The 19,026-nt window shown below is 59.4% G+C and carries 17 protein-coding genes; 11 read left to right on the plus strand and 6 right to left on the minus strand.

Annotated elements, in window-relative coordinates; translation table 11 throughout:
* Positions 1-66 precede the first annotated feature (66 nt).
* On the minus strand, positions 67-876 hold the full coding sequence (locus AC07V4_RS09015; RefSeq protein WP_431753235.1) for a UDP-2,3-diacylglucosamine diphosphatase: 810 nt from the start codon (positions 874-876) through the stop codon (positions 67-69).
* Positions 877-1,013: 137 nt separating this feature from the next.
* Between AC07V4_RS09015 and AC07V4_RS09020 the strand changes: the two genes are divergently transcribed.
* The 3 genes from AC07V4_RS09020 (at position 1,014) to AC07V4_RS09030 (ending at position 3,168) form a co-directional block, all read left to right on the plus strand.
* A complete protein-coding gene (locus AC07V4_RS09020) occupies positions 1,014-1,766 on the plus strand; it encodes a helix-turn-helix transcriptional regulator (RefSeq protein ID WP_492635898.1) in 753 nt (250 codons plus the stop codon).
* Positions 1,767-1,866: 100 nt separating this feature from the next.
* Positions 1,867-2,751 (plus strand): DMT family transporter, encoded by an 885-nt coding sequence (locus tag AC07V4_RS09025; RefSeq protein ID WP_492635897.1) that lies wholly within the window; start codon positions 1,867-1,869, stop codon positions 2,749-2,751.
* A gap of 132 nt (positions 2,752-2,883) precedes the next feature.
* Positions 2,884-3,168: a hypothetical protein gene (locus AC07V4_RS09030; protein WP_492635896.1), complete on the plus strand. Its 285-nt coding sequence runs from the start codon at positions 2,884-2,886 to the stop codon at positions 3,166-3,168.
* A 43-nt stretch (positions 3,169-3,211) separates the two neighbouring features.
* Here AC07V4_RS09030 and AC07V4_RS09035 read toward each other — a convergent pair whose 3' ends face one another.
* Positions 3,212-3,499, minus strand: coding sequence for an Rdx family protein (locus tag AC07V4_RS09035; protein ID WP_492635895.1), 288 nt, complete (start codon positions 3,497-3,499; stop codon positions 3,212-3,214).
* 84 nt (positions 3,500-3,583) lie between these two features.
* Between AC07V4_RS09035 and AC07V4_RS09040 the strand changes: the two genes are divergently transcribed.
* On the plus strand, positions 3,584-5,773 hold the full coding sequence (locus AC07V4_RS09040; RefSeq protein WP_492635894.1) for a patatin-like phospholipase family protein: 2,190 nt from the start codon (positions 3,584-3,586) through the stop codon (positions 5,771-5,773).
* Between the two features lie 133 nt (positions 5,774-5,906).
* On the opposite strand, the gene AC07V4_RS09045 is transcribed toward AC07V4_RS09040, so the two are convergent.
* Positions 5,907-6,341 carry a MarR family transcriptional regulator gene (locus AC07V4_RS09045; RefSeq protein ID WP_123715558.1) on the minus strand — a complete coding sequence of 145 codons (435 nt, stop codon included), beginning with the start codon at positions 6,339-6,341 and terminating at the stop codon, positions 5,907-5,909.
* 122 nt (positions 6,342-6,463) lie between these two features.
* On the minus strand, positions 6,464-8,590 hold the full coding sequence (gene recQ / locus AC07V4_RS09050) for a DNA helicase RecQ (protein ID WP_492635893.1): 2,127 nt from the start codon (positions 8,588-8,590) through the stop codon (positions 6,464-6,466).
* A 287-nt stretch (positions 8,591-8,877) separates the two neighbouring features.
* Here recQ and AC07V4_RS09055 point away from each other — a divergent pair, with 287 nt between their 5' ends.
* The 3 genes from AC07V4_RS09055 (at position 8,878) to AC07V4_RS09065 (ending at position 13,457) form a co-directional block, all read left to right on the plus strand.
* Positions 8,878-9,465, plus strand: coding sequence for a UPF0149 family protein (locus AC07V4_RS09055; protein WP_431751793.1), 588 nt, complete (start codon positions 8,878-8,880; stop codon positions 9,463-9,465).
* Between the two features lie 20 nt (positions 9,466-9,485).
* Positions 9,486-9,869, plus strand: coding sequence for a YbaN family protein (locus tag AC07V4_RS09060; RefSeq protein ID WP_492635892.1), 384 nt, complete (start codon positions 9,486-9,488; stop codon positions 9,867-9,869).
* Between the two features lie 117 nt (positions 9,870-9,986).
* The gene (locus AC07V4_RS09065; protein WP_492635891.1) at positions 9,987-13,457 is read left to right on the plus strand and encodes a hybrid sensor histidine kinase/response regulator; all 3,471 of its coding nucleotides are present in this window, start codon (positions 9,987-9,989) and stop codon (positions 13,455-13,457) included.
* A gap of 44 nt (positions 13,458-13,501) precedes the next feature.
* Here the strand turns inward: AC07V4_RS09065 and AC07V4_RS09070 are convergent, their stop codons facing one another.
* Positions 13,502-14,980, minus strand: coding sequence for a DNA recombination protein RmuC (locus tag AC07V4_RS09070; RefSeq protein WP_431751795.1), 1,479 nt, complete (start codon positions 14,978-14,980; stop codon positions 13,502-13,504).
* A gap of 61 nt (positions 14,981-15,041) precedes the next feature.
* Complete coding sequence (locus tag AC07V4_RS09075) at positions 15,042-15,365, minus strand: SEL1-like repeat protein (RefSeq protein ID WP_431751790.1); 324 nt, start codon at positions 15,363-15,365, stop codon at positions 15,042-15,044.
* A 458-nt stretch (positions 15,366-15,823) separates the two neighbouring features.
* Here AC07V4_RS09075 and AC07V4_RS09080 point away from each other — a divergent pair, with 458 nt between their 5' ends.
* The 4 genes from AC07V4_RS09080 to AC07V4_RS09095 all read left to right on the plus strand — a co-directional run bounded on the left by AC07V4_RS09080 (position 15,824) and on the right by AC07V4_RS09095 (position 18,985).
* A complete protein-coding gene (locus AC07V4_RS09080) occupies positions 15,824-16,129 on the plus strand; it encodes a hypothetical protein (RefSeq protein ID WP_431751789.1) in 306 nt (101 codons plus the stop codon).
* A gap of 443 nt (positions 16,130-16,572) precedes the next feature.
* Positions 16,573-16,797, plus strand: coding sequence for a hypothetical protein (locus AC07V4_RS09085; RefSeq protein WP_060756074.1), 225 nt, complete (start codon positions 16,573-16,575; stop codon positions 16,795-16,797).
* 275 nt (positions 16,798-17,072) lie between these two features.
* Complete coding sequence (locus AC07V4_RS09090; RefSeq protein ID WP_431751788.1) at positions 17,073-17,555, plus strand: hypothetical protein; 483 nt, start codon at positions 17,073-17,075, stop codon at positions 17,553-17,555.
* 146 nt (positions 17,556-17,701) lie between these two features.
* On the plus strand, positions 17,702-18,985 hold the full coding sequence (locus tag AC07V4_RS09095) for an OmpP1/FadL family transporter (protein ID WP_431751787.1): 1,284 nt from the start codon (positions 17,702-17,704) through the stop codon (positions 18,983-18,985).
* The last annotated feature ends 41 nt before the right edge of the window (positions 18,986-19,026 follow it).

Genomic DNA, 19,026 nt, shown 5'->3' on the forward strand with positions numbered 1-19,026 from the left:
TGATGTGCCGACTGACACATTGCTATCGGGGGCAAGCCCCCTCCCATATTTGGACTGGCTAGAACACTAGCCTGCAACCATCTCGGCTTTGAGCTGCGCCTCTTTCGCCTGCGCATCCGCCAACCGATACAACTCGATACTGCCATCCCAGTGCTCGATCAACGCCGTGCACGACTCCACCCAGTCCCCGCAGTTGAGGTAATCCACCTCGCCCACCTTGCGAATCTCGGCATGGTGAATATGCCCGCACACCACGCCATGCAGCTCGCGCTTGGTCACTTCGTGGGCAATCGCTTCTTCGAAATCGCTGATAAAGCTTACTGCCGTCTTGACCTTGTGCTTGAGGTACGCCGACAGCGACCAGTAGCCATAGCCGTACCGTGCGCGCCAATGGTTGAGCCAGCGGTTCAGGGTGAGGGTGAATTCGTAGGCCGAGTCGCCGAGGAATGCGAGCCAGCGGTGATAACGGGTGATCACGTCAAACTGATCGCCATGGATCACCAGCAAATGGCGGCCATCGGCGGTGACATGCACCGCTTCATCCACTAACTGGATATTGCCCAGGATCAGCTTGGAATAGCGGCGCAGGAATTCGTCGTGGTTGCCAGTGACGTAAATCACCTCGGTGCCGCGCTTGGCCATGGTCAGCAGGCGACGGATCACGTTGGTGTGAGCCTGGGGCCAGTACATGCCGCCACGCATCTTCCAGCCGTCGATGATGTCGCCGACCAGATACACCTTGTCGGCGTGATAACCCTTGAGGAACTGCGACAGGTGTTCGGCCTGACAATCCCGGGTGCCCAGGTGCACGTCGGAAATCCACAGGGTTCGAACCCGTTGTTTGCGGCTGGGTTTGGCCAACTCGGCACTGGTCATGGGCATCCCTCGACGGTGTTTTCGCGAGCTTGCACCCTGGCGATTAATAGCCCATGACAGCTTTGCGTCAGTCTGATGACAGCGCCGGACGCCTGCGAAGCGTTGTAGACTGCGGGCTTGTTGCCCTGGAGACCGCGATGAGACCGACCCTCACGCTGCGCCACTACGTCGAAGCCCCTATTGCCCATAGCCATGACCATGCGCAGTTGGTATTCGGCTTGTCCGGGCACCTGGACCTGGAAGTGGATGGCCGTGGTAGCCAGGTGCACGAAAGCAGCGTGATGGTGCTGCCGTTCTCCGCCCACCACGCCTGCGGCAGTCGCGATGGCAGCCGCTGCCTGGTACTGGATGTGCCCACCGAGCACTGGTTGCTGCAATCCTTGGGCGATCACGCCGATGCCAGCCGCCGCTTGCTGGATCAACCCACGCGCCTGGCGCTGGACACTCGGCAACACCAACTGGTGCGATGGCTGGCCCACAGCCCGGTGGAGGACCCGTTGATCGCCCAGCAAGGCGCGGTATTGCTGCTCGCCAGCCTCAACCATCATCCGCAGGCCCAACCGATGCTGGGCCGGCGCCTGCCGTATGCGGCGTTCGATGTGCATATCGAGCGGCATGTCAGGCATCCATTGCAAGTGGCGGACCTTGCGCGAATTGCCGAGCTGTCGGTAGCGCGCCTGCATGCGCGCTTCATGGCCGAATGCGGGCAGACGCCCATGGACTACATCCGCAGCCGCCGTTTGCAGATGGCTCTGAAGCTGTTGCGTGAGACCGCTTTACCTATCGGTGAAGTCGCTGATCGCATCGGCTATAACTCACAAAGTGCATTTGCCGCCGCGATGCTGCGGGAGTTTGGTGTATCCCCGGGTGCGTTACGGCGTTCATCGTAGGAAGAGTCTCGCGATAAAAATCGCGAGCCCAGCGACAGACGCGCCCCCGTACAACCCTCTAGACTGCGCTTCTGTTACCCCGTTGGTTCATAGGATCGCAATGACTCCCCGCTCAGCCCTCGGCGCCCTGCATATCGGCGCATTGATGTTTGGCCTTACCGGCGTGTTCGGCAAACTGGCGGCCGCCTCGCCGTCGATCATCGTGTTTGGCCGTGCAATGTTTGCCGTGCTGGCCCTCGCAGTATTTGCGCGGTTTGCCAGCAACACGGCCTGGAAACGGCTGGAACTGCGCGACTGGCGCCGGTTGCTGGTCAGCGGTGTGCTGCTGGCAGCGCACTGGGTGACCTTCTTCATTGCGGTCAAGGTGGCTGGTGTGGCCGTTGCGACGCTGGGGTTTACCGCATTTCCCGCCTTCACTGTGATTCTCGAAGGACTGATCTTCCGCGAGCGTATTCGCGCCAATGAAGTGGTGCTGGTGGCGCTGGTCAGCGTCGGACTGGTACTGGTGACACCAGACTTCAACCTCGCCAGCGAAGCCACTGGCGGCCTGCTCTGGGGCATCGCCTCCGGCCTGTTGTTTTCTCTGTTGTCACTGAATAACCGCGCCAGCTCCGGACGGATTCCTGCCGTACAGGCTGCGCTGTGCCAGAACGTGGTGGTCGCCGCCTGCCTGCTGCCCGTGGCCGCGCCAGGGCTGGCGCAGGTGCAGGCCATCGACTGGCTGTGGATCGGATTGCTGGGCGTGTTCTGTACCGGCCTGGCCCACAGCCTGTTCGTCGCCAGTCTCGCCGTGATCAAGGCGCGCACTGCCTCCGTGGTGTTTGCCATGGAACCGGTCTACGGTATCACCGTGGCCTGGCTGCTGTTTGCCGAAACCCCAACGCTGCGCATGTTGCTGGGTGGCGCACTGATCATCGTCGCCATCGTGCTGTCCGGCCTGATGGGCAGCGCCAGCCAGGCTAAACAGCCCGCTGCAACGGCCTGATCTATACTTTAGACATCCGCAACAGTCGGTAGTCGTTCAACGGATAAAAGACACCTCGACGACAGCCATGGTCTTTTCTGAAGTTGCTGCACGCGAGTGGTCACTCCCTTTACGCGATGCAGGGGTTTTACCATGGAAATGATCATCAGCTTGTTGGTTCAGATCATCAGCGGGGCCATCGGCGGCAACCTGGCCGGCATGACCAACCAAAGCATGGGCTCCACCGGGCTCAACTCTATGGTTGGCGGCGTGGGCGGGCTGGTGTTGGGGCAACTGCTCTCCTGGCTCCTCGGCGCACCGGCAGGTGACGCGCTGAATGTTGCGGCGCTCGGCAGCAACATCGTCGGGGGTGGCGTCGGCGGCCTGGTGCTGACGTTTATCGTCGCCTTCATCAAAAACAAAATGGCTGCCAAATAGCGACGCTACCTTGGGTCACCGCCCTCAGTGGCGGTGACTTTGTTTACTGCGTCCGATCGTTATGACCCAGGTCGCGCTGAGGATCGATCTGATCGCGCACGCGCTGCTTGAGCACCTTGGCCTCCGGAAAACCGCCATCCACCTTGCGTTCCCAGATCTGCACGCCGTCGCAGGTGATACGAAACGCACCGCCAGTGGCAGGCTCCAGCGTCACCCGCCCCAAGTCATCGGCGAAAGTGTTCAACAATTCCTGGGCCAGCCACGCGGCACGCAACAGCCACTGGCATTGGGTGCAATAGGTGATGACGATCTCGGGTTTGCTTGCAGACATAATTTGACAGGTTCCTGGCGTAACGGGCATGGCCGATCGAGTGGCTATAATACCGGCCTTTATCGCCCAGCTTCGAGACTCATGATGCGCCGCCTGCTGTCCTGCCTGTTTCTGTGTCTGCTCCCTCTTCTCGTCAACGCTGTTGAAACGCCACGCCCTAAAGTCGGCCTGGTGTTATCCGGCGGTGCCGCCCGTGGGCTGGCGCATATCGGCGTGCTCAAAGCGCTGGAAGAACAAGGTATTCACATCGATGCGATTGCCGGCACCAGCATGGGCGCGGTGATTGGCGGGCTATACGCTTCAGGCTACAAGATCGATGAGCTGGAGAAACTGGCGCTCAATATCGATTGGCAACAGGCCTTATCCGATGCGCCGCCACGGGAGGATGTGCCGTTCCGACGCAAACAGGATGACCGGGATTTCCTGGTCAAGCAGAAACTCAGTTTTCGCGACGACGGCAGCCTCGGCCTGCCCCTGGGCGTTATCCAGGGCCAGAACCTGGCGCTGCTGCTGGAAAGCATGTTTGCCCACACCAGCAACACCCGCAATTTCGACAAGCTGCCGATCCCCTTCCGCGCCGTGGCCACCGACATCACCACCGGCGAAAAAGTGGTGTTCAACAAAGGCCACCTGCCTCAGGTGATACGCGCCAGCATGTCGATCCCTGCTGTGTTCGCTCCCGTGGAACTGGACGGCCGCCTGCTGGTGGACGGCGGCATGACCGACAACATCCCGCTGGATGTGGCACGGGAGATGGGCGTCGACATCGCCATTGTAGTGGACATCGGCACCCCGCTTCGTTCACGCAAGCAACTGGCGACCGTGGTGGATGTGCTCAACCAATCCATCACCCTGATGACCCGCCGCAACTCCGAAGAACAGCTCAAGGCCCTGCATCCGAAGGATGTGCTGATCCAACCGCCGCTGGCGGCTTATGGGGTGACGGATTTCGGTCGCGCCAAGGACATGATCGACGCCGGCTACCGCGCCACTCGTGCCCTCGATATTCGCCTGGCCCATCTGCGCCCCACCGCCCCCGTGGACCCGCAACTGGTGGCGGCCCGCACGCCGGGCGAACGCACGCCAATCATCACTGCAATCCAGGTGGAAAACGATTCGAAAGTCAGCGACGACGTGATTCGCTACTACATCCGCCAAGCCCTGGGGGAACCCCTTAACCTGGGCCGCCTGCAAGCGGACATGGGCACGTTGTACGGCCTGGATTACTTCGAACAGGTGCAATACCGCGTGGTCAAGAAAGGCCACGACAACACCCTGGTGATCAGCGCACGGGGCAAGCGCAGCGGCACCGACTACCTGCGCCTGGGCTTGAACCTATCAGATGACATGCGCGGGGACAGCGCCTTCAACCTCGGCGCCAGCTACCGCATGAATGGCATCAACCGACTCGGCGCCGAATGGCTGACCCGGGTGCAGATCGGTGACCGCCAAGAGTTGTACAGCGAGTTCTACCAGCCACTGGACACGGGATCGCGCTACTTCGTCGCGCCCTATATCAGGGCCCAGGCGCAGAACGTTGAACTGATCCTGGACAACGATCCCATCTCCGAATACCGCCTGGAGCGTTATGGTTTTGGCCTGAACGTGGGACGACAGATCGGCAACAGCGGCGAGATTCGCTTCGGCGTCGGCGAAGCCTGGGGCAATGCGGACGTGCGCATCGGCGACCGAGACCTACCGAGCGTCAGCTTCAGTGAAGGCTTCTATGAACTGAAATACTCGTTCGACTCCCTGGACAACGTGTACTTCCCCCACTCTGGCGAAGACATCGGTCTGGCCTTCCGAGAATTCGAACCCGGCCTCGGCTCGGACCAACGCTACCGCCAATGGGAGTTCAAGCTGGACAAGGCCATGAGCCACGGCCCGGACACCCTGATACTGGGTGGGCGTTATGGACGCACCCTGGATAAATCCGACGTGGTGATTTCCAGCTTCCTGCTGGGTGGCGCGCGGCAATTGTCGGGCTTTCGCGAAGATGCGATCTCGGGCCAGAACATCAGCCTGATACGCGCGGTTTACTACCGCCGCCTGACGCCACGCTCATACCTGCCGCTGGACTTCCCACTGTACCTCGGGGCGTCCGTGGAACGGGGCCGGGCGTGGAACAACGATAATGAGTTCGACAGCGGGTATATCAACGCCGCGAGTGTTTTCCTCGGGTTTGATACACCGCTGGGGCCGCTCAATTTCAGCTATGGGTTCAACGATGACAAGCAGCAGGCGGTGTACCTGAACCTGGGCCAGACCTTCTAAAGCCACACACTGAAGCAACTGTGGGAGCGGGCTTGCTCGCGAAAGCAGTGTGTCAGTCGATGCATAAGTTGACTGAAGCACCGCATTCGCGAGCAAGCCCGCTCCCACATTTTGATCTTCAACGTGGCCGAGTTCAGGACTTTTCCAGGTTCGCCAGGATGTGCCCGTGCACGCGCATGCACACGCGCATGTCTTCTTCATCCACGCCCACAAACAGTTCATGGCGCAAGGCCGTGGCGATGGTTTCGATCTGGTCGATCAGGGGACGGGCGGTATCGCACAGCAAGATACGCTTGGCACGACGGTCTTCCACGACCGCTTGGCGCTGCACGAGGCCCTGGCTTTCCAGGCTGTCGAGCAGGCGCGCCAGGGTCGGCCCTTCCACCCCAACACTTTGTGCCAGTTCACGCTGGGTGGGTGCTTCTGCAAAACGGGCCAGGTGCAACAGCACCAGCCAACGCGCCTGGGACAAACCCAGCCCCGCCAGGCGACGGTCCAGTTCAGCGCGCCAACCTCGGGACATCTGCGCCAACTGCATGCCAAAACGGTGTTGATCGGTTAACGGCATAAAAAACTCATGATTTAGACTGAAAATAAAGTATGGCTAATTATTAGTCAGCTAAGCATGAGCCATGCCAGTAGGCAAGGGTCGCTATGTACTGATTCGTTACTATTGTCGCAATTGGCACACTAAATCTCGAATTCAGACTGCAAAGCGGCACGTACACAGTACAGAACACCCTCCGGAACTCGCCCGGTAAACAGCGGTGCTATCTCGGCAACGGGTGGCAATTCGCCTTCTCCATCCAGGAAAGCATCCTGGATTTCGCCCAGTAAATCTTCCGGCAAATCAAGGGCCTGCTCCAAGGACAACTGCTGCTTGCCGATGGATTCGGCGAGCAAGGTGTAGACGTTCTTTTCCGAGCATTGCAATTGCCCGGCAATCTGAATTGGGGTCATCCCGGCACGGGCCAAGCTGATCAGTTCGTGACGGATATCGGCGACTTCCTTCGGCGCTTCAGCCTGGCCGCCGAGCACTTCCAGGAAAGCCTGGCCGTACCGCTCCAGCTTGCGCGCGCCCACGCCGCTGACCCTGGCCATCTCGGCCATGGTGGTCGGTTGCTCGCGCAGCATTTCCAGCAACGTGGAGTCGGGGAAAATGACGTAAGGCGGCACGCTGTGCTCCTGCGCCAGTTTGCGACGCAAGGTGCGCAAGGCTTCCCATTGCTCGCGCTCCTCGCCACGCACCAATTGGCTGGCCTGGCTGGTACTGCTCTTGGCGGTGGTCTGCGGCTTGAGGTCGCGGCGCAGCTCCAGGCTCACTTCACCCTTGAGCAAAGGCCGACAACTGTCGTTCAAGCGCAGGCCGCCGAAGCCTTCGATATCGATGTCCACCAAGCCCCGGGCAACCATCTGACGGAACAATGAACGCCACTCGCCTTCGGCGCGCGCCTTGCCGACGCCGTAGACCGAGAGTTTCTCGTGGCCGAAACTGCGCACCTTTTCGTTGTCCTTGCCCAGCAACACATCCACCAGATGGCTCACGCCATAACGCTGGCCGGTACGGTAAATGGCGGACAAGCCCTGGCGTGCAGGCTCAGTGGCGTCCCAGGTCTGCACGCCATCCACGCAATTGTCGCAGTGGCCGCACGGCTCCGGCATGTCTTCGTCGAAGTACGCAAGCAAGGTCTGGCGGCGGCAGCGGGTTTCTTCACACAGCGACAACATGGCGTCGAGCTTGTGCTGCTCCAGGCGCTTGTGGCGCTCGTCGCCTTCGGAGTTTTGCAGCATCTGCTTGAGCATCACCACATCTTGCAGGCCGTAGACCATCCAGGCATCAGCCGGCAGGCCGTCACGGCCGGCGCGACCGGTTTCCTGGTAATACGCCTCAAGGGATTTGGGCAGGTCCATATGGGCCACGAAGCGCACGTTGGATTTGTCGATGCCCATGCCGAATGCGATGGTGGCCACCATGATCAGGCCTTCCTCGTTGAGGAAGCGCTTCTGGTGATAAGCACGCAAATCGTTGGGCAGCCCGGCGTGGTACGGCAGCGCCGGGTAGCCTTGCTCACACAGGAACGCCGCCACCTCATCGACTTTTTTGCGCGACAGGCAATACACAATGCCCGCATCGCTGCGCCGTTCGGACAGGAACGCCAGCAGCTGCTTGCGCGGCTGCTCCTTGGGCACTATGCGGTAGAAAATATTCGGCCGATCGAAACTCGACAGGAAACGTTCGGCATTCTGCAGGTGCAGGCGCTCGACGATTTCCTCACGGGTGCGTTTGTCGGCGGTGGCGGTCAAGGCGATACGCGGCACGTCGGGGAACAGCTCGGCCAACTGGCCCAACTGCAAATATTCGCGGCGGAAATCATGACCCCATTGCGACACACAGTGGGCTTCATCGATGGCGAACAGGGCGATTTCCAGACTCTGCAAGAAGGCCAGCATGCGCGGCTGTACCAGTCGCTCAGGCGCCAGGTAGAGCATCTTGACTTCACCACGCTTGATGCGTGCCGCCAGGTCGCGCTGCTGTTCGGCACTGAGGGTGGAGTTCAACGATGCGGCAGCGACGCCCAGCTCTTCGAGCGTGGCGACCTGGTCATCCATCAACGCGATCAGCGGCGACACTACCACCGCCAGGCCATTGCGCAACAGGGCCGGCACCTGGAAGCACAACGATTTACCGCCGCCAGTAGGCATCAGCACCAGGGCGTCACCGCCATTGGCCACGCGCTCAATGATCGCACCCTGGCGGCCACGAAAACTGTCGTAGCCGAAGATGTCCTTGAGGACGCGTTGAGCCTGCTCGAGCATGTAAAACTCCAAAATGGTGCCGAAATCCCACTGTACAGGCTGGCCGAAAAAACACGGTTTCACGGGAAATAATCCGTAAGCGAAGTTTTCTCGGGTTGGCGCTGGGCCTGCAGGGGCATCGCAAAACGCGGCAGTATACCCGAGCGTCATCCGGCAAAGGGCACGACTGACGAATAGACGTCTCCCTGAACCCCGCATCTAAAACCCGGCAAATATGCCTTGCAGCTGGCCTGGGCGCTCAAGAAAGCCTAGAATTCAGCATCGTTTATTCCCAAGGTAGCCCTTCAATGTCCTTCGCTGAGCAACTAACCCGCCTGCAAGCCTTCCTCGACGCCGATGAGCTGCATGACGAGGCGCTGGACTACGTGGCCGCCCACGGCTACCTGACCGCCCTGTCGATCTGCGCCGATGTCGTGCCTGACCGTGAATGGATCGACGCGTTGTTCGCCGAAGAGCCGCATTACACCGACGATGCCCAACGCGAAGAGATCGAATCCACGCTGATCGCTCTCAAGGCCCACATCGGTCGCCAACTGGCCTCCGACGAGGAATTCGAGCTGCCGTGCGAGCTGGACCTGGGCGAAGAGCCGGATGACTCCGACCTGCGCGGCTGGTGCATCGGCTTCATGGAAGGTGTATTCCTGCGCGAAGCCGCCTGGTTCGAAACCGCCGAGGAAGAAGTCAGCGAAATGCTGCTGCCGATCATGGTCGGTTCGGGGCTGTTTGAAGAAGAAGCTGAGTTTTCTGATATCGCCGCCGATGCCAACCTGATGGACGACATGATCGTACAGATCCCGGAAGCCCTGACCGCTCTGTACCTGCTGTGCAACGCCCCTGACGAAAAACCGGCGATCCTCAAGCCACGTCACCACTGAGTCGTTTGCCCGTGACACCCATGGGCAACCGTTCACTGCCCCTGCGTTACGCACTGCTGGCCATCGGCTGGCTGAGCGTAGCGCTGGGGGTAATCGGCATTTTCCTTCCGGTATTGCCGACCACACCCTTCCTGCTCCTCGCCGCCGCCTGCTTCGCTCGAAGCTCCCCACGTTTCTACCACTGGCTGGTGGAACACCCGCGCCTGGGCCCGTGGGTCCGTGACTACCTGGACGGCAATGGCATCCCGCTCAAGGGCAAGGTCTACGCCATCGGCTTGATGTGGCTGAGCATCGGCTTTTCCTGCTACCTCGTCCCCCTGCCCTGGGCACGCGGCTTCATGCTGACCAGCGCCGTGCTGGTGACGATCTATATCTTGCGCCAGAAAACCCTACCACCCCACTAACCCCCCTGCGACATTACCCCTCACAAGACCTTGGTCGACACTGACTAACCCCAAGCATCATGCGAGACTGTCCAGCCGGGCCTGGAATGCCTGGGTGTTCTTATGCTCGGAGTTACCATGACGCTGTCCAGCGGGCTGATCGCCGCCGTTGCCCTGGCCTATATGGCCATTATGTTTGCCATCGCTTTTTACGGTGACCGCCGCCATACGCCGCTACCGCCGCGCATGCGTGCCTGGGTGTACAGCCTTTCGCTGGCCGTTTACTGCACCAGTTGGACTTTTTTCGGCGCCGTAGGTCAGGCCGCCGAACAGTTGTGGGCTTTTTTACCGATCTATCTTGGACCGGTGCTTTTGCTGGTGTTGGCACCCTGGGTGCTGCAGAAGATGATTCTGATCAGCAAGCAGGAAAACATCACCTCCATTGCCGACTTTATCGCCGCCCGCTACGGCAAATCCCAGTCGCTGGCAGTGGTCGTCGCGCTGATATGCCTGGTGGGCGTGCTGCCTTATATCGCCCTGCAACTCAAAGGCATCGTGCTGGGCGTGAACCTGTTGATCGGCTCCGGGCCGGACACCACTGGCACCCGCGCCCAGGATACCGCCTTGATTGTGTCGCTGGTGCTGGCGTTGTTCACCATTGTGTTCGGTACACGCAACCTCGACGCCACCGAACACCACCGCGGCATGGTGCTGGCAATTGCCTTTGAATCCCTGGTCAAGCTGTTCGCCTTTCTCGCGGTCGGTGCCTTTGTGACCTACGGCCTGTACGACGGCTTCGGCGACCTGTTCAGCCAGGCGATGCTTGCTCCACGCTTGGAAGAATACTGGCAAGAAACGATCAACTGGCCGTCGATGGTGGTGCAGACCGGCGTAGCGATGATGGCGATTATCTGCCTGCCCCGGCAGTTCCATGTGACGGTGGTGGAGAACATCGATCCCCAGGATTTGCGCCTGGCCAAATGGGTGTTCCCCGCCTACTTGATCCTCGCCGCCCTGTTCGTGGTTCCCATCGCCCTCGGCGGCAAGATGCTGTTGCCGGGCTCGGTTTTGCCAGACTCCTACGTGATCAGCCTGCCCATGGCCGAAGCCCATCCGGCTCTTGCCGTGCTGGCGTTTATCGGCGGAGCATCAGCTGCCACCGGTATGGTGATCGTCGCCAGCATCGCCTTGTCGACCATGGTCTCAAACGACATGCTGCTGCCGTGGCTACTCAGGCGCTCCAGCGCCGAGCGGCCATTCGAAGTGTTCCGTCACTGGATGCTGTCGGTGCGCCGAGTCAGCATTGTAATCATCCTGCTGCTGGCCTACGTCAGTTATCGCCTGCTCGGTTCCACCGCGAGCCTGGCCACCATCGGTCAGATCGCCTTTGCCGCCGTGACCCAACTGGCCCCGGCGATGCTCGGCGCGTTGTACTGGAAGCAGGCCAACCGCCGTGGTGTGTTTGCCGGGTTGGCGACGGGCACATTCTTGTGGTTCTACACTTTGGTCCTACCGGTTACGGCGAAAAGCCTGGGCTGGTCGCTCAACCTTTTCCCAGGCCTGACCTGGATGCATTCACACCCGCTCGGTTTGTCCGTTACTTCGCTGACCCTGGGCACCGTGTTTTCCCTGGCCGGCAACTTCACGCTCTTTGTGTGGGTCTCGATGCTATCGCGCACACGGGTTTCCGAACATTGGCAAGCCGGACGATTCATCGGCCAGGAAATCAGCGAACGCGCCAGCGCCCGCTCGATGTTGTCGGTACAGATCAGCGACCTGCTCAGCCTCGCCGCACGCTTTGTCGGGGAAGAACGTGCCCAGCAGAGTTTTATTCGCTTCGCCTATCGCCAGGGCAAAGGCTTCAACCCCAACCAGAATGCCGACAACGAATGGATCGCCCACACCGAACGCCTGTTGGCGGGTGTGCTCGGCGCCTCTTCAACACGCGCTGTAGTAAAAGCCGCCATTGAAGGCCGGGAAATGCAGCTGGAGGACGTCGTACGCATCGCTGACGAAGCCTCCGAGGTTTTGCAATTCAACCGGGCATTGCTGCAAGGCGCGATCGAAAACATCACCCAGGGCATCAGCGTGGTGGACCAGTCGCTGAAGCTGGTGGCCTGGAACCGTCGTTACCTGGAGCTGTTCAACTATCCCGAAGGCTTGATCAGCGTGGGACGGCCGATTGCCGACATCATTCGCTACAACGCCGAGCGCGGCCTGTGCGGCCCCGGCGAAGCGGAAGTGCATGTGGCGCGACGCCTGCACTGGATGCGCCAGGGACGTGCGCATACGTCCGAGCGTTTGTTCCCCAATGGACGAGTGATCGAACTGATCGGCAACCCGATGCCCGGCGGCGGATTTGTCATGAGCTTCACCGACATCACGGCATTCCGCGAAGCCGAACAGGCCTTGACCGAAGCCAACGAAGGCCTGGAACAACGGGTGACCGAACGTACCCACGAGTTGTCGCAACTCAACGTCGCACTCACCGAGGCCAAGGGTGTGGCGGAATCCGCCAGCCAGTCGAAAACCCGCTTCCTGGCAGCGGTGAGCCATGACTTGATGCAACCGTTGAACGCTGCGCGGCTGTTTTCCGCGGCCCTCTCCCACCAGCACGACGGCCTGTCCAACGAAGCGCGACAACTGGTGCAACACCTCGACAGCTCACTACGTTCTGCCGAGGACCTGATCAGTGACCTGCTGGATATCTCACGCCTGGAAAACGGCAAGATCAATCCGCAGCGCCACCCCTTTATCCTCAACGAACTGTTCGACACCCTGGGCGCCGAATTCAAGGCACTGGCCCAGGAGCAAGGCTTGCGCTTTCGACTGCGTGGCAGCCGACTGCGCATCGACAGCGACATCAAGCTGCTGCGGCGGATCTTGCAGAACTTTCTGACCAACGCGTTCCGCTATGCCGACGGACCAGTGCTACTGGGTGTTCGTAGACGCAAAGGCGAGTTGTGCCTGGAAGTCTGGGACCGCGGCCCCGGCATTCCGCTGGATAAACAAAAGGTGATCTTCGAAGAGTTCAAGCGCCTCGACAGCCACCAGACACGTGCCGAAAAGGGCCTGGGCTTGGGCCTGGCGATCGCCGACGGCCTGTGCCGCGTGCTGGGCCACACCCTGAGTGTGCGTTCATGGCCGGGCAAGGGCAGCGTATTCAGCGTGCGCGTGCCACTAGCGCGCAACCAGGCCAGCCCGCCGATCAAGGCCCTGCAAGACAACGGCCTGCCGCTGAGCGGTGCGCAGGTTCTGTGCGTGGACAATGAAGAGAGCATCCTGATCGGCATGCGCAGCCTGCTGACACGCTGGGGCTGCGAAGTGTGGACCGCCACCGACCAGGCACAATGTGCGGCACTGCTGGCCGACGGTGTGCGCCCGCAACTGGCGCTGGTGGATTACCACTTGGACCACGGCGAAACCGGCACTGAGCTGATGGGGTGGCTGCGCGCACAAATGGCAGAGCCGATCCCAGGAGTGGTGATCAGTGCCGACGGGCGGCCGGAGATGGTGGCCGAGGTGCATGCGGCGGGGTTGGATTACCTGGCCAAACCGGTTAAGCCGGCGGCGCTGCGAGCACTGCTAAGCCGGCATTTGCCCCTTTAATAATGTGAGAGGGGGATTGCTCCCTCCCACATGTTGCTCTGCGCCTACTCAGGCAAATGCGCTACACCATCCGCATCGGTCATCGCGCGCTCCAGCAAATCCGCTGGCAGGCTTTTGCTGGCACGCGCACCGAGCAACCTTAACTGCTCGGTGCGGCTGACCAGGTTCCCACGCCCATCCGTCAGCTTGTTGCGTGCCGCACTGTAAGCCTTATCCAACTGTTGGAGACGGTTGCCCACCTCATCCAGGTCCTGGATAAACAGCACGAACTTGTCATAGAGCCAACCTGCGCGCTCGGCAATCTCCCGCGCATTCTGGCTCTGGCGCTCCTGCTTCCACAGACTGTCGATCACCCGCAACGTGGCCAGCAACGTGGTGGGACTGACGATCACGATATGGCGGTCGAAGGCTTCCTGGAACAGGTTCGGCTCCGCCTGCAGTGCCGCGGAAAAAGCCGCCTCGATGGGCACGAACAGCAAAACGAAATCCAGGCTGTGCAAACCTTCCAGACGCTTGTAGTCCTTGCCGGCCAAGCCTTTGACGTGATTGCGCAAGGACAGTACGTGCTGCTTTAACGCCGCTTGGCCGATCACCTCGTCATCCGCCGCCACATACTGTTGGTAGGCGGTCAGGCTGACTTTGGAATCGACCACTACTTGTTTGTCGCCAGGCAACATGATCAGCACATCCGGCTGGAAACGCTCGCCATCCGGTCCCTTGAGGCTGACCTGGGTCTGATACTCACGCCCCTTCTCCAGACCCGCATGTTCCAGGACCCGCTCCAGGATCAGTTCGCCCCAGTTACCCTGGGTTTTCTGGCCTTTGAGCGCGCGGGTCAGGTTAGTAGCTTCGTCCGACAGGCGCAGGTTCAGTTGCTGTAGGCGCTCCAGCTCTTTCGCCAGGGAAAAACGCTCGCGCGCTTCGCTCTGGTAGCTTTCTTCCACGCGCTTTTCAAAGGACTGGATACGCTCTTTGAGAGGGTCGAGCAGTTGACCAAGGCGCTCCTGGCTGGTTTCGGCAAAGCGCTGTTCACGCTCGTCGAAAATCTTCCCGGCGAGTTCGGCGAACTGCGCACGCAGTTCATCGCGCGAACCTTGCAAGTCAGCGAGACGTTGTTGATGGCTGTCCTGCTGTTCACGCAGCTCGGCGCGCAGGGCTGCCGACAGTGCGTCAAGGCGGCGCAGTTCAGTGTCCTTGGCGTTGCGGTCGAGGTTCCAGGCGTGGGCGGCGTCGCGGGCGTTATCACGATCGATCTGCAATAGCTCGACTTCGCGGCGTACCGCGGCCAGGTCTGCTTGCTTGGCGGCATTGGCCTGACTCAGGTCGCTGACTTCATCACGACTGGCGTCCAGTTGGGCCGCAAGCCCTTCCTGGGCCAGTTGTGCGGTGGCCAGGCGCTCTTCGAGCAACTCCCAGCCGGTCATGCGCGCTGTCAGCCGCCGCTGAATCTGCCAGCACACCGCCAATAAAGGCACTGCTGCACCCGCAAGACCCAAGGCAATACTGGTCCAGTCAAAAACCATAGCCATGTCTGCCTTCACCGAAAATAAGCAAGGTTAACCAAGCACAGGGCAGGAAGACAGCTCAGTCTTCGACTTGACCCAGTTCGCGCTGGGCACGACGGTCGCCAGCGCGGGCCGCCAGGCGCAGCAGGTCTTGGCCGATACGGCGGTCGCGGGCGTTGCCGCATTCACGACACATCAATTGACCCAAGCGACTTTGCGCGGCCACCACGCCTTCACGAGCCGGCTGCTTGAGCAAGCGCCCAGCGATGTGTTTGATGTTGGTGCTCTGCCCCAGGCGTGGACTGTCCAGCAGCCACAAGGCGACTTTCAAGGAAAAGCGCTTGGGTGCGGTAACAGTTTGAGGGGTATCGGTAACAGAAGGTGATACTGAGCGAAACTTCATAAAGCACTGTGGGACAGAACGGAAGGCGCGCCACTCTACTCTTTTTTTCGTACAGGTAAAGCTGAAAAAAACCTGCACGCCCGTTCTAGAGCAAGCGCTTGGGACAATCCACAGAAGCTGTGGATAACTCAGTGGAAAACCCTTCTTTAACTCGCCCAAAGGCCCATGGAATGGGGGCCGCAGTCAAACTGACGATTTTTTCACCAATAAAAAAAAGCGAGATTTTTCATTGACTTAAATTTCCATTGCAGGCTAACGGGAGCACTTGCGGGCGGTTGACAAAGGGGTTACACACGCCGCAACCAATGTGCACAAGTCCCCTTCCAATGGTTATATCGACGGTGCTTTTTGGTTCGATACGCCCAGAAAATGTTACCGACCAGGTCAAACGAGGTACTTTTCAAATCCATCTCGCCTCGCCACACTGCCCCACCGATAACGCAACCGTGTAGACGCCCATGAAAGGCATTTTGTTATTTGCCGTGTTGCTGCTAGTGATCTGCGCGACCTCGTTGGGCATCAATGCGGCACTGCCTTCACCCGACGGCGCATTGTTTGCCATCGCCATCCTGCTGTCGGCTGCTTTCACCGCACTCAGTTTGTGCATCGAGTTGAGCGAAGGCAGGATCAATGACATGCACGACGTGATGAAGGTGATCGAAACCGGCCAGTCCCTGCGCCTGACGCTGGCGGCTTACGGCTTGGGTTGCGCACTGGCGGCAGCCTTGACGGTACTGGTCTATCGTGGCCTGCTCGGCGGCTGATTTAAGTTTTTTGGCTAGCACACTTCCCTTCCTTGTTTCAATCCGTTACTATCCGCGGCGTTAGTACCAAGCTGAAAGTCAATTCTGGTCGAACAAGTCCCCTGAACAACACGGGATCGACCACCTCGATGGTTTCCAGGTATCGCTTGCGACGACACTGCCTTTGAACAAGCAAAGGGTGTCGCGAAGTCTCAATACTCTGACCGAACCAACCTGCAAATTGATCAGGATCTTCACCCCGGGCCCAGAACCTTTGCCCTTGTTGTGTTGCCTGCCCTCCTAAGTACCTACCTGCCAGCCCAAGCGCGCCAAACTTATCAGCGCTTCAAACTGGCTGCTTTGTTCCAGTCGGGTTCTTCGTTTGATCAACGGTGATCAACGTTACTGGAACGTTTTAACGTTGCACGGTTCTTATCCGTGTCATTTGTAGGAACACCAATAATATGAACACTCAAATCCACACTCAGGATGCCATTCGCACCCTCACCAACGCTTTTGCACCAATGAACTGCCTGATCATGGCCGCTCGCAAAGGCTGTTTCAGCTTCACCCTGGTCAACGAACACGGCATCGCACGTCACAGCGAACGCCTGTACCCCGATCAATACTCCAGCGCAGAACCGCTGCAGGCTGTGATCGATCGTACCCGTCAGGCCTTGACCGCCTGATCGACCCAGGTCGCTGAAACACAAAAACCCTGTCTGACGGCAGGGTTTTTTATTGCCCAAAATTCGCTAATTTTATTTTTTTACTAAGTTCGAATAGATATAAACGTTATAACTAAATGAAGAAGATGTTTTAAAAACAGTCCTTTACATCGTAAATATGACACTACACTTCAACTCAAGCGGCATGATCCGCTTGCGACGGGCCTGAGATCCAAATCACAGCTGCCAAGCCCCCTCTCAGGCCTCGTCGTCCACTTTCACGGATTGAGGCTTGTATGGGTATCGCCGCCAGCGAATTGTGTCGTTATGTGATCCGTCCGACGTTGATGTACCTCGGCCGTCATGACCCGACAGCTGAATCCCTGCTGCTGGGCATTGCCGCCAGCCAGTCGGAATTGGGTTCCGCCCTGCATGATCGGCGCGGCCATGGCCTGTACAGCATCACCGAACCCCGCCACCGCGCCCTCTGGGATGAATACCTGGCACTCGACCCCGAGCGCGCCAGCCTCGTGCGCGGGCTGGCGAGCCAACATGCATTCCTCAGCGCCCCCCAGCTGGAGTTGACGGTGAACTTGCGGTACGCCACCGCAATTGCCTGGCTGTTGGTGGAACAGCACAGCCCCGCCCTCCCACCGCCGGGTGATGTCTTGGCCATGGCGCGTATCTGGAAAGAAATATTTCACCCTCAAGGCCGGCTGCGGGATTTCGCCCAGGCCTGGAAAACCTGTGTATCCCCCATGAATCAGGTCACTTGCTGATCAGGCATTTTGCAAGATTCGGCTAAAAACGTTGATTTTGGTCGGATTGTCCTACAAAACCGCTCTATCTCCTGCTTTACAGCCTATAGCGCTCGCTTAGATTTATTGTTACTTTCCGCAGCGGTGATCACCACGGAGTTCTAATAATGAAAAAAGTAATGCTCAAGACCACACTTAGCCTCGCCGTTACCATGGCATCCTCCCAACTGTTCGCAAGTGGCTTTGCTCTTAACGAGCAAGACGTCGCCGGGATGGGTACGGGTTTCGCAGGTCGCTCTTCTTCTGCGGATAACGCAAGCACTGTCTACGGTAACCCTGCCGGTATGGCTCGCCTGGAAGGTCAGCAGATCACCGGTGGCGTTGCAGCCATTGACGCCTCCACCGATATCAAAAATGCTGGCGGCCGCTCATCCGGTAGCAACAAAGGCGACATGGTGCCCTTCACCGGTGTTCCATTCGGCTTCTACACGAATAAACTCAATGATCAGTGGGCTATCGGCTTTGGTGTGTACGCACCGTTCGGCCTGGTGACTGATTATGAAACAGGTTTCCAAGGTCGCTCGTTCGGCAGCTACAGCAAAGTGTCTGTCATCACTCTGCAGCCGACCGTCAGCTATGCCTTCAACGACCGCGTTTCCATCGGCTTTGGTCCGACCATCAACCGGATTTCCGGCAAGCTGGAATCCGAGTTGGCTCTGACGCCTAACCCAGCCGTCCCGAATACCAACATCACGATCAAAGGCGATGATACCGCTGTCGGCTTCAACGTCGGCGTGCTGGTACAAGCCACCGATACCACGCGAGTGGGCCTGACTTACCACTCCAAAGTCAGCTACAAGCTGGAAGGCCACACCGAAGTGACCGCGCCTACGCCAACAGCAGCAGTGCTGGCTAGCGGTCGCTACGACGCTTCGTTGAAGATCGACACGCCTGAATCCTACGACCTGTCCGTGACCCAGGACATCAACGATGCCTGGAAAGTCTACGCCGGTAGCACCTGGACTCGTTGGAGCCGTCTGAAAGACATCACGGTCAACAACGACGGCGTTACCCGTGCCGGCGGCGCTGCCGCACCGCAAATCGTGGGCACCATCTCTGAGCCACAGAACTGGCATGACACCTGGGCCTATGCCGTGGGTACTTCGTACCAGGTCACCAAGCAAGTGGTGCTGCGTACCGGCCTGACGTTCGACCAGTCGCCAACCAACAACACTGACCGCTCGCCACGTATTCCTACCGGCGACCGGACCATCTTCAGTGTCGGCTTGGGCTACCAAGTGATGCCGAACATGATCGTCGACCTGGCCTACTCCTACCTCAAGGAAGAGCCGGTCAAGGTCAACAAGTCCAACGCTTTGGGTTCGTCCTACAGCGCCAAGTACGAAAACAGCGCCAACGGTTTTGGCCTGGGTGTGACGTACAAGTTCTGATTCACCGCTGTATAAAAAGCCCCGCTCTCCTGCAAAGGAGG

This window comes from Pseudomonas sp. GW821-FHT03A09 (genome assembly GCF_059421065.1).

Bases quoted from the DNA above. Each gene is read 5' to 3' on its own strand.
- AC07V4_RS09015 (WP_431753235.1), bottom strand. From the start codon at position 876: ATGACCAGTGCCGAGTTGGCCAAACCCAGCCGCAAACAACGGGTTCGA.
- AC07V4_RS09020 (WP_492635898.1), top strand. From the start codon at position 1,014: ATGAGACCGACCCTCACGCTGCGCCACTACGTCGAAGCCCCTATTGCC.
- AC07V4_RS09025 (WP_492635897.1), top strand. From the start codon at position 1,867: ATGACTCCCCGCTCAGCCCTCGGCGCCCTGCATATCGGCGCATTGATG.
- AC07V4_RS09030 (WP_492635896.1), top strand. From the start codon at position 2,884: ATGGAAATGATCATCAGCTTGTTGGTTCAGATCATCAGCGGGGCCATC.
- AC07V4_RS09035 (WP_492635895.1), bottom strand. From the start codon at position 3,499: ATGTCTGCAAGCAAACCCGAGATCGTCATCACCTATTGCACCCAATGC.
- AC07V4_RS09040 (WP_492635894.1), top strand. From the start codon at position 3,584: ATGCGCCGCCTGCTGTCCTGCCTGTTTCTGTGTCTGCTCCCTCTTCTC.
- AC07V4_RS09045 (WP_123715558.1), bottom strand. From the start codon at position 6,341: ATGCCGTTAACCGATCAACACCGTTTTGGCATGCAGTTGGCGCAGATG.
- recQ (WP_492635893.1), bottom strand. From the start codon at position 8,590: ATGCTCGAGCAGGCTCAACGCGTCCTCAAGGACATCTTCGGCTACGAC.
- AC07V4_RS09055 (WP_431751793.1), top strand. From the start codon at position 8,878: ATGTCCTTCGCTGAGCAACTAACCCGCCTGCAAGCCTTCCTCGACGCC.
- AC07V4_RS09060 (WP_492635892.1), top strand. From the start codon at position 9,486: ATGGGCAACCGTTCACTGCCCCTGCGTTACGCACTGCTGGCCATCGGC.
- AC07V4_RS09065 (WP_492635891.1), top strand. From the start codon at position 9,987: ATGACGCTGTCCAGCGGGCTGATCGCCGCCGTTGCCCTGGCCTATATG.
- AC07V4_RS09070 (WP_431751795.1), bottom strand. From the start codon at position 14,980: ATGGTTTTTGACTGGACCAGTATTGCCTTGGGTCTTGCGGGTGCAGCA.
- AC07V4_RS09075 (WP_431751790.1), bottom strand. From the start codon at position 15,365: ATGAAGTTTCGCTCAGTATCACCTTCTGTTACCGATACCCCTCAAACT.
- AC07V4_RS09080 (WP_431751789.1), top strand. From the start codon at position 15,824: ATGAAAGGCATTTTGTTATTTGCCGTGTTGCTGCTAGTGATCTGCGCG.
- AC07V4_RS09085 (WP_060756074.1), top strand. From the start codon at position 16,573: ATGAACACTCAAATCCACACTCAGGATGCCATTCGCACCCTCACCAAC.
- AC07V4_RS09090 (WP_431751788.1), top strand. From the start codon at position 17,073: ATGGGTATCGCCGCCAGCGAATTGTGTCGTTATGTGATCCGTCCGACG.
- AC07V4_RS09095 (WP_431751787.1), top strand. From the start codon at position 17,702: ATGAAAAAAGTAATGCTCAAGACCACACTTAGCCTCGCCGTTACCATG.